Source organism: Sunxiuqinia dokdonensis, assembly GCF_001270965.1.
Classification (GTDB): Bacteria; Bacteroidota; Bacteroidia; order Bacteroidales; family Prolixibacteraceae; genus Sunxiuqinia; species Sunxiuqinia dokdonensis.
The window spans coordinates 1-1,451 of sequence record NZ_LGIA01000047.1; the positions used below are offsets into that span (position 1 = coordinate 1).

General features: G+C 53.4%; 2 protein-coding genes. One reads left to right on the plus strand and one right to left on the minus strand.

Going from position 1 to position 1,451, the window contains the following annotated elements:
* Nucleotides 1-392 precede the first annotated feature (392 nt).
* Nucleotides 393-1,151, plus strand: coding sequence for a hypothetical protein (locus NC99_RS05055; protein ID WP_053180514.1), 759 nt, complete (start codon nucleotides 393-395; stop codon nucleotides 1,149-1,151).
* 27 nt (nucleotides 1,152-1,178) lie between these two features.
* Here NC99_RS05055 and NC99_RS05060 read toward each other — a convergent pair.
* A partial coding sequence (locus tag NC99_RS05060) for a TonB-dependent receptor (RefSeq protein ID WP_157624470.1) occupies nucleotides 1,179-1,451 on the minus strand: 273 nt, incomplete at its 5' end.

A 1,451-nucleotide genomic window follows, 5' to 3' on the forward strand; every position in this document is an offset into this window, starting at 1 on the left:
TAGGCCGCGAACCATAGCCTGCAAAACGCACCATCGCCGCGGCGGACGGAAAAGCGAAAGACGTTTTAACCACAGAGGAGCACAGAGGTACGAACGCATGAACGCACGATCCGACCTGTCAGCGTCGCCAGACCTGACAGCGTCAACGAAGAGAACAGGAGCAGTGAAGGGTTGAAGCCAGCAGCTACTCGCCGACAGATTCCGAATCAAGTTCGGAATGACGCTCCGATTGTTGGGGGCAAGCATCAAGTATCAAGCATCCAGTATCAAGCATCCAGTATCCAGCATCCAGTATCAAGCATCCAATATCGAGCATCCAGCATCCAGCATCCAGCAACCAGCATCCAATCGAAAGGTAGGAAAACCAACATATGAACTAAAATCTGTACAACATGGGAAAAAACAACCCCAGAAGTTACAATTGCAAAGACGAGGAATTACCCGTCGTTGCGCAGTATGTCGCCTTTGGCTTTGAGCGCGATTTAGCCGATTTTACCGCTTTCTCGCCCAAGTTCGACGCGGCTTACGCCACCCAATTCACCGACCGCATTGCGGCCTGCCGGCAATTGGTGGCACCCGAAACCGAGTCTGCCGAGCTCAAACAGATCACCACTGAACTGTATGCGCTCATGCAATCCATCCTGATGCCCTTGCGGCACCTCGATGGCTACCTCAAGTTGGCCAAAAACGACCTGCCCCTGTCGGCAGCCGATTTTGGCATCAAAGCTTTGCGTAGCGGATTGCGCAGCAAGGACACCGAAAAGGTGCTCGACGCCCTCCAGTTGATCAACACCAACCTGGATCGCTTCAGCAGCCAGCTCACACCCGTGGGACTCACCGAAGAAATCACCGGTTTTTTCGACACCACGGGCGAAAACCTCAACCAGCTCAACCAGCAGCAATACCAAATTTTGTCCAACCGCCGGATGCTGATTGAGGAGAATGTCGAAATCATGAACCAACTCTACGGCCAGATCCAGGAAATCCTCAGCATCGGGAAAATCCTTTACACCGATGTCGACCCCGGACGCCTGCAAGAGTACACCTTCTCCAAGCTCATGAAACAGGTGCGACAAACCAGCGGCAAAGAAACAACAGCCACCAAGTCGGCACCCCAAGCAAGCTATGAGGATCCCGTGCCTGGAGAATAGGGCTGCGGGCGCGACCCTGGAAAGCAGCTACTCCAACTGCTGACTTCCCGACCGCTGCCCAAAACCACCGTCAACCAACAACAAGCCCGCGTAGCCCGATAGATATCCTACCTGGTAGTATTCAATACTGCCCGACAGCAAATGGTTTTTGCTTTCAAAGTCAATCCCGAAGTTGACCATTTTGACTTTCTCCCACCGCAGGTTCGGGTTTGGCGGGGTCATCACCTGCACATAAGGCAGGCCGGTAACCGAGTTGGTACGATAATAGCCCGTGGCATAAGCGGTCAGCGACTTGTTGAC